The sequence below is a fragment of the Chlorobium ferrooxidans DSM 13031 genome (assembly GCF_000168715.1).
GTDB classification, from domain to species: domain Bacteria; phylum Bacteroidota; class Chlorobiia; order Chlorobiales; family Chlorobiaceae; genus Chlorobium; species Chlorobium ferrooxidans.
The window spans coordinates 20,737-27,893 of sequence record NZ_AASE01000026.1 but is presented as its reverse complement, the minus strand read 5'-3'; the positions used below and the strand labels follow the sequence as shown (position 1 = coordinate 27,893).

At 50.5% G+C, this 7,157-nt stretch carries 6 protein-coding genes and 1 pseudogene; all 7 read right to left on the bottom strand.

What is annotated here, in order from left to right; all coding sequences use genetic code 11:
- Window positions 1–326, bottom strand: a pseudogene (locus tag CFERDRAFT_RS10280) (phenylalanine--tRNA ligase subunit alpha); the annotation flags it as partial.
- 17 nt (window positions 327–343) lie between these two features.
- Window positions 344–691 (bottom strand): 50S ribosomal protein L20, encoded by a 348-nt coding sequence (gene rplT, locus CFERDRAFT_RS10275; protein ID WP_006367175.1) that lies wholly within the window; start codon window positions 689–691, stop codon window positions 344–346.
- A 26-nt stretch (window positions 692–717) separates the two neighbouring features.
- Window positions 718–912 (bottom strand): 50S ribosomal protein L35, encoded by a 195-nt coding sequence (rpmI, locus tag CFERDRAFT_RS10270; RefSeq protein ID WP_006367174.1) that lies wholly within the window; start codon window positions 910–912, stop codon window positions 718–720.
- Window positions 913–957: 45 nt separating this feature from the next.
- On the bottom strand, window positions 958–1,599 hold the full coding sequence (gene infC, locus CFERDRAFT_RS10265) for a translation initiation factor IF-3 (protein WP_006367173.1): 642 nt from the start codon (window positions 1,597–1,599) through the stop codon (window positions 958–960).
- Window positions 1,600–1,622: 23 nt separating this feature from the next.
- Window positions 1,623–3,596: a threonine--tRNA ligase gene (gene thrS / locus CFERDRAFT_RS10260; protein ID WP_006367172.1), complete on the bottom strand. Its 1,974-nt coding sequence runs from the start codon at window positions 3,594–3,596 to the stop codon at window positions 1,623–1,625.
- 325 nt (window positions 3,597–3,921) lie between these two features.
- Window positions 3,922–5,331 (bottom strand): chlorophyllide a reductase subunit Z, encoded by a 1,410-nt coding sequence (gene bchZ, locus CFERDRAFT_RS10255; protein ID WP_006367171.1) that lies wholly within the window; start codon window positions 5,329–5,331, stop codon window positions 3,922–3,924.
- A gap of 16 nt (window positions 5,332–5,347) precedes the next feature.
- The gene (locus CFERDRAFT_RS10250) at window positions 5,348–7,126 is read right to left on the bottom strand and encodes a glycoside hydrolase family 3 protein (RefSeq protein WP_006367170.1); all 1,779 of its coding nucleotides are present in this window, start codon (window positions 7,124–7,126) and stop codon (window positions 5,348–5,350) included.
- Window positions 7,127–7,157 lie beyond the last annotated feature (31 nt).

Here is a 7,157-nt window from a genome sequence, read left to right as displayed (position 1 = left end):
AGCACCTTCTGTACCGGATGTTCACTACCGGTAAAATAGCGTCTTCCCGGCAGAGTAAGGTCAATTCGTTTACCGGAGTCACCTGCATTTGCCGAGAGTTTTGCTTCTTCTTCATCAATGCGGCTGTCAGCGGTCAGCTTAAGCTGGTTGAGCAACTGTCCGATACGCGGCTTGTCAGCAGGAGCAACCGTCTTGAGCTGGCCGAAAAGAGCGGCAATGAGCCCTTTTCGAACCGTGTACTTAAGGCGGAATGCTTCAAGATCTGCATGAGTGGTAATCTCAAAGTCAGTGATCTCCTGCTGTAAACTGCGAATGGTGTTTTCCATTAATACCGGAATAAATCTTATTCGATTACCGCTTTAACAATCTGGGTGAAGGCAGCCGGGTCTTTGACTGCAATTTCGGCAAGTGCCTTGCGATCTATTTCGACATTCTTCTTCAGCATGGCATTGACCAGTCTGGAGTAGGTTGTGCCGTTCAGGCGGGCAGCAGCATTGATACGCATGATCCAGAGTGCACGGAAGTTGCGCTTCTTTGCACGGCGGTCACGGTAGGCATACTGCTCGGCTTTGTCTACAGCATGCTTGACGACGGTCAGAATATTGCCACGTGATCCCCAGAATCCCTTGGCTTTCTTTAAAACTCTTTTTCTCCGTGCCCGTGAGGCTACGGCATTATTTGCTTTAGGCATTGTTGTGTAAAGTTAAAGTTGAAAATTTATGCAAGGATCATCCGTTTGATCTGCTTTGCTTTGGCAGAGTCAAGCAGGGTTGACTGGTGAAGACGGCGTGAACGCTTTCTGTTCTTCTTTTCCAGGTTGTGCGATCCGTTCATTCTTTCACGCTTGATTTTTCCTGATGCGGTAGCTTTGAACCGTTTGCATGCTCCGCGGTGTGATTTCATTTTAGGCATGATCGTCCTCTGTTTTTTAGTATAAAATTCCTCAAAATTCCTGTTTTACTCTTCAGTCTCTTCTATCAGATCAGACTCGGCCAATGGGGCCAGTGGCGCTGATGGCGGCGGATTTGTTTTTGCCCTGATGCGGTCGTAGGCATCTATTTTCTTCTTGTCAGGTTCGAAATAGACAAAAAGCTTCTTGCCTTCAAACTTTGGTTCTCCATCACGGGTACTGACAACACTGAGGCGCTCAGTCAACCGTTCTGCCAGTTCCAGTCCCTTGTCTTTATAGATGATTGAGCGACCCAAAAAGACAATTGTTGCCCGAACCCGGTTTCCTTTGCGGAGAAACTCTTCGAGATGGGCTGATTTAAAGTCAAAATCATGCTTGTCGGTGTTCGGATGAAAACGCAACTCCTTGAGGGTCGTGGTCTTCTGTTTTTTCTTCAGATCCTTGTCCCTCTTGTCCATCTTGTACAACAGCTTTCCGAGGTTGTCAAACTTGCATACCGGGGGGATTGCATTTGGCTGTACCTCAATAAGATCCTGATTCCTCTCTTCGGCTACCCGCTTTGCATCAATTGTTTTCATCACCTGCTGCGTTCCGTCAGGAAAAATAATCCTGACTTCCGGTACACGGATCTGCTCATTGACCCGATAGGTGAGTTTTGGCTTTTGAGTCGTAACCTTCTGTTTCTTCATTCGTTCAGGTTTGGTTTAGATAATCAGGTTCTGGCAGCAATCTCTTTCAGAAGTTTTTCGGTCAGTCCGGTAACAGTGAAGCACCCTTCATCACCGATGCGGTGGCGTCTCAGCGAAACTTCTCCGCTCTCCTTCTCTTTCTGTCCTATAACGATCATGCAGGGAACCTTCGCAAGTTCAGCTTCACGGATCTTTTTGCCGATCTTTTCATTTCTGGTGTCAAGCTCACTCCGGATTCCGGCTCCAAGGAGTGCCTGTTGAACACTTTTTGCGTAGTCGTGAACATCTTCGGCAATAGGCAGCACAACAGCCTGGACAGGAGCAAGCCAGAGCGGGAAATTACCTGCGGTATGCTCGATGAGGACACCGATAAATCGCTCCATGGAGCCGAACGGTGCCCGGTGAATGACGACCGGACGATGTTTCTGGCTGTCACTGCCGATATAGGTGAGGTCAAACCGTTCAGGCATGACGTAATCAACCTGTACCGTTCCGAGCTGCCATTTTCTTCCGAGTGCGTCACGCACAATAAAGTCGATCTTCGGGCCATAGAAACTTGCTTCGCCGATGCCGATAAAGTACTCTATACCCATGCGGTCGGCCGCCTCCTTCACATCTTTTTCGGCTTGAGCCCAAACTTCGGCTGTACCGCCATATTTGGTCTGGTTTTCCGGATCATGCATGGAGAGGCGTGTCTGAACATCGTTGAACCCGAGTGTTCCGAAGACAAACTGGGTCAACTCTATTGCGCTGCAGATTTCGTCAACAAGCTGGTCGGGACGGCAGTAGATGTGCGAATCATCCTGAGTAAATCCTCGTGCCCGTACAAGACCATTAAGCTCACCTGACTGCTCGTGGCGGTAGACCGTACCGAACTCGGTCAGGCGGATGGGCAGGTCGCGGTAACTGCGCATCTTTGAGCTGTAGATGAGGTGGTGGTGCGGGCAGTTCATCGGTTTGAGAAGATACTGCTCCTTGCGTCCCTCTTCATCGTGATAAGTGAGCGGCGGAAACTGTGAATCGCTGTAATAGGGATAGTGTCCTGAACGCTTGTAGAGCTCGATATTACCGATATGCGGAGTGTAGACCGGAAGGTATCCGCGTTTGCGCTGCTCCTCTTTTAAAAAGGATTCAAGCTCATTGCGTATAATTGCGCCTTTCGGCAGCCAGATCGGAAGACCGCTTCCAACTTCCGCCGAGAGCATGAAGAGCTCAAGTTCGGCGCCGAGTTTGCGGTGATCCCTGCGCTTTGCCTCTTCAAGCAGGGTAACGTACTCTTTAAGCTGCTTGTCGGAAGGAAAGGTGATGCCGTAGATCCGCTGCATCTGCTCTCTTGACGAATCTCCACGCCAGTAGGACGATGAGATGTTGGTCAACAGGACCGCTTTCACTTTCGAGGTCGTCGGCAGGTGCGGGCCGGTGCAGAGGTCGGTGAAGCCATCCTGGTGATAGAGCGAAACCGTATCGACATCTTTCAATGTCTCTTCAAGTATCTCAACCTTGTAGGGATCGTTTCTTTTGTTTTTGAAGAACTCGATGGCGGCACTCCGGGTAAGCTCCTCCCGCTGGATTTTGCTGTCACGCTTGCTGATTTCAAGCATCTTCTGTTCGATCAGGCGGAGATCTTCCTCCCTGAAGCGGTGTTCAGAGGCGATATCATAGTAAAAACCCTGCTCTATTGAAGGGCCGGCGCCGAATCTGCTGCCTGCAAAAAGCTCCTCAATGGCCTGGGCCATGAGATGGCTTGAGCTGTGCCAGAATATATCCTTGCCCTCCGGCGAGTCGAAGGTGACTATTTCAACTCGTGCATCTGATGTCAATGGTGTTGAGAGATCAACCAGTGAGCCATTCACCTTGAGAGCCAGAGCGTCCTGCGCAAGCTTGCGCCCTATAGAGAGTGCAATATCATAACCGGTGCTGCCTGAAGGGCACGATCTTACTGTCCCGTCCGGCAGGGTAATGGCTATCATCGCCAGTTGTTCCTGATTGTCAGACATTCTGTTTCCTGTCGTTTTATTCCATTCGAAATCAACGTTTTACGGTTGCTTCGCCGGAACTGATCAATACAGCCTCTTCTTGTTAGTAATACCGAATCGGGGGGGCTGCACAGTATTGGCGTCACTATAAATTTGTTCCGCGATTCGATGGTATCGTTGGGCGGTGCTCGAAATCCTCATGTACTCTCGTGTACACTCCGGTTTCTGTGCTCCGTCCGCCTCACCCTCAAATCGCTCACGACAATTTATAATCGACCCCGGCTACTGTTACCCCGGTTTCGGCATGTGGATCAAGACTATACGAAAAAAAACTAAAAACTCCAAATCAGTTCATCATTTGCAGCAGTTCAGAGGTGACGGTGTCTCTTCCCTGCTTTTGGGCAAGGAGTTCGGCTTTGCGTTTCAGCTCCCGGCCGAAAGAGATCTGGCTTATAAAAGGGGCTTTTTTCACCATCTCGTTCAGTATGGCATTGGCCTCACTGCTCCAGGCCATCTTTCCTGCAGGAGCTTCCCCCGATGCAGTTTGACGGTTGATAGGCAGGAAGTTGAAGAGCATGTCGTAAAGCGCGTTGACAATCTCCTGCAAGAGATGGATCATTCCGCTGTGGCCCATGAATGGCGTGCCGAGCGAGCGGCGGACAATGGGACCCGGAAAGCCTGCCGGGATAAATCGTGTTTTCGAATCAAGTTCGGCCAGATAGATCTTGTCGACAATCCTTCCGAAGAGGAACTGAGGCTGTTTTTGCTGAATTTCACTCCTGACCATGGTGTTGTCGGCATCTGCCGAGTCATAAGAGAAGATGCACTGCATGCCCATCTCATCCTGCAGAAAGGTTTTCAGGCCGAGAGCATAGCTTTCAGCGGCAATAACACCAAAGCGGATTGTCGGGAACCACTCTGCCTGTGGACCGCGCCAGAGGTCCCAAAGCGGTTTCAGTGTGGTGCGCTTTTCCTCCTTCATGAATGCTGCGGCCTCACGCTCTTTATTGAGCAGTACTCCCAGTTTGCGGATGAACTCCTCGGTCTCTTTCATCCCGAACGGAGTTTGCAATACCGGGCGATCAAGCACTCCTGCCAGCTCACTTCCGAACTCATGGTACATCTGCACAATCACATCGGAATTTTTCAGCAGTGCAATATCGCAGAGGGAGCTTTCAAAAGGATAGACGTGTGCAACCCTGCCGCCGACACCTTCAATCAACCGTTTCAGTTCGGCCAGATCCGACGGGCTGTTGAAACAGCCATAGGTCGGGCCGATAATGCTTACCGTACCGAGTTCAACAGTTGCGTTTTTTTTATCGTCAAACTGTTCATAAAGCCACCGCAAGGCACGGTCACGGCCCTGCCACTCATTTTCGCCAAGGGAGTTCGAGGGAAAAAACCGGACATCGGGATATTTCATCAAGAGCATCTTCTCATGGTCGCTGCCGATCATTTCGCTCTCTGCGCTTGAGACCAGAATCAACTGCCTGCCGGGAGCCCGGAGCTTTTCTATGGTATCACAGACAACTTCCGAACTGCCTGATGAGGCGATCTCCTTTTCGGTCAGACTGGTTGGCGTAAAGTTTTCAAGGTAGGGAACAGCGTCGGTATAGTCCATAACCGCCACACCGACCAGATTGTAGCAGCCGACCGGAGCGTCGGCTATAACATGAACATCCCTGAGCGCGCAGAAGGTATTGACAGCCGCCCAGTAGGCGCTTGCGGTTGATTCGTCCCGAATGGTTTTTCCCATGGTATACAAGAGATAATCAGTGGTTGGTAATTGTACCGGATTCAGATGGAGTTCCCAGAAGGGAAACGGGGATAACACCGTGCGCTTCAAGTGCACCTCTCAGTACATCGATAATATTCTCCTCACTTGTCTGACTGGATGAGTAGGTGCAGAGGTAGGTGGTTATTTCAGGGAAATAGTTAATCAGATAAGGGGTTCCCAGCGAGACAAGGATAAGCGGTTTCTCTTTTGGCACCGTCATCGCAAGCGAGTGGACGAACTGCTGCTGCATTGCAGTCAGTTTCAGTGTTCCGGAACCGGAGTGTATCTGGACATAGGAGGTGATAACAACGGCCGGAGCCTTGCTTGCCTGTTCAAGGGTATTTGCAAGGGAGAGGGAGTCCTTTCCCGGATCAATTCTGATATGGGTCACCTTGTAGTAACGATCAAGGTTTGCTGTATATCCCTTTCCGGTTTCACTGTCCGCTTTATCCTGCAGAATGATATTAAGGATGTTCTCTTCGGTTGATAACGGTTTAAGCGGAAGGTAATGGTTCGCATCCTTTACCAATGTGATGGAGCGCATAGCAATCTCTTTTGCAAGTACCCTGTGGGATTCGGGGCTTGATTCAATGTTGACAAGGTTCAGATTGACCAGCTTTCTCTCTTCAATGCCAAGCCACAATTTAACCTGGAGAATCCGGCGAACGGAAGCATTGACTTGCTCCATACTGATTACTCCCTCTTCTACGGCTTTTACAATGGAGCGGTGAGCAAGTTCCGGGTCCGGCGAAAAGAGGAGCAGATCATTGCCTGCAAGTACGGCTTTAATAGAAATATCCGGCACGTTTTCTCCGTTGTAAAGCGCCTTCATGTTCAATGCATCGGTAATGATCAGCCCCTGAAAACCGAGATCTTTGCGGAGCAGATCGGTCACGATCACTTTTGAAACAGAGGCGGGCTCCATGGTGCCGGTCAGTTTTGGTACCGCCAGGTGACCGGTCATAACGCTGATAACACCGTGCTCAATAGCCGAGCGGAAGGGTTTAAGCTCATAGGCGTCCAGCCTCTGGCGGTCAGCCTGAAGCACCGGCAGTGAGAGATGACTGTCAACCGTTACATCTCCGTGTCCGGGGAAATGTTTTGCGGTTGCAATTACACCGTTTGACTGCATGCCTTCGATGATGGCATTGGCCATCGTGATGGCAAGGGGGACATTATCTCCGAACGATCGGGTGTTGATGACCGGGTTTAACGGGTTGATGTTCAAGTCAACGGTCGGTGCGTAGTTCTGGTGAAGCCCGACTGATTTGGCCTCCAGTGCAATAGCTTTTGCCATTTTTGCTGCAAGATCCGGGTCTCGTGTTGCTGCAACCGCCATGTTTGGAGGAAATTCGGTTGCTCCGGAGAGCCTCATGGCCAGGCCTCTCTCCATATCAGCGCTCAAGAGGAGGGGGCGGGGAGCAATCGCCTGAAAATGGTTTGCAAGCATGCTGCTGCCGAAGGTATTGCCCTTGAGAAACATGATGCCGCCTACCTTTCCCTCCTGTACGAGCCGGCTCAGCAACTGGTATGCGATATCATTTTTACGGTTATACTCTCCATCCGATTGAGCGATGAGCATCTGGCCTACCTTTTCAGAGAGGCACATATTCAGCAGTGCTGTTTCGATGGAGGGATCCTGACGGCTGAAAATCTGTTGGGCACGCCATCGCTCTCCACCCGGTTTTGACTTTGCAAAAGCGGACGGCATACTGAAAAGAAACTGCAGGGTGAGGAGCAGGCAGGGGAGCAGCAGGAGTGATTTTCTGTTCATGTAGTTCCGTTATCGGTGAATATTTCCCCGT

What these genes read in the sequence shown, in the direction of transcription:
- rplT (WP_006367175.1), bottom strand. Translation starts at nt 691, where the DNA reads ATGCCTAAAGCAAATAATGCCGTAGCCTCACGGGCACGGAGAAAAAGA.
- thrS (WP_006367172.1), bottom strand. Translation starts at nt 3,596, where the DNA reads ATGTCTGACAATCAGGAACAACTGGCGATGATAGCCATTACCCTGCCG.
- CFERDRAFT_RS10250 (WP_006367170.1), bottom strand. Translation starts at nt 7,126, where the DNA reads ATGAACAGAAAATCACTCCTGCTGCTCCCCTGCCTGCTCCTCACCCTG.
- infC (WP_006367173.1), bottom strand. Translation starts at nt 1,599, where the DNA reads ATGAAGAAACAGAAGGTTACGACTCAAAAGCCAAAACTCACCTATCGG.
- rpmI (WP_006367174.1), bottom strand. Translation starts at nt 912, where the DNA reads ATGCCTAAAATGAAATCACACCGCGGAGCATGCAAACGGTTCAAAGCT.
- bchZ (WP_006367171.1), bottom strand. Translation starts at nt 5,331, where the DNA reads ATGGGAAAAACCATTCGGGACGAATCAACCGCAAGCGCCTACTGGGCG.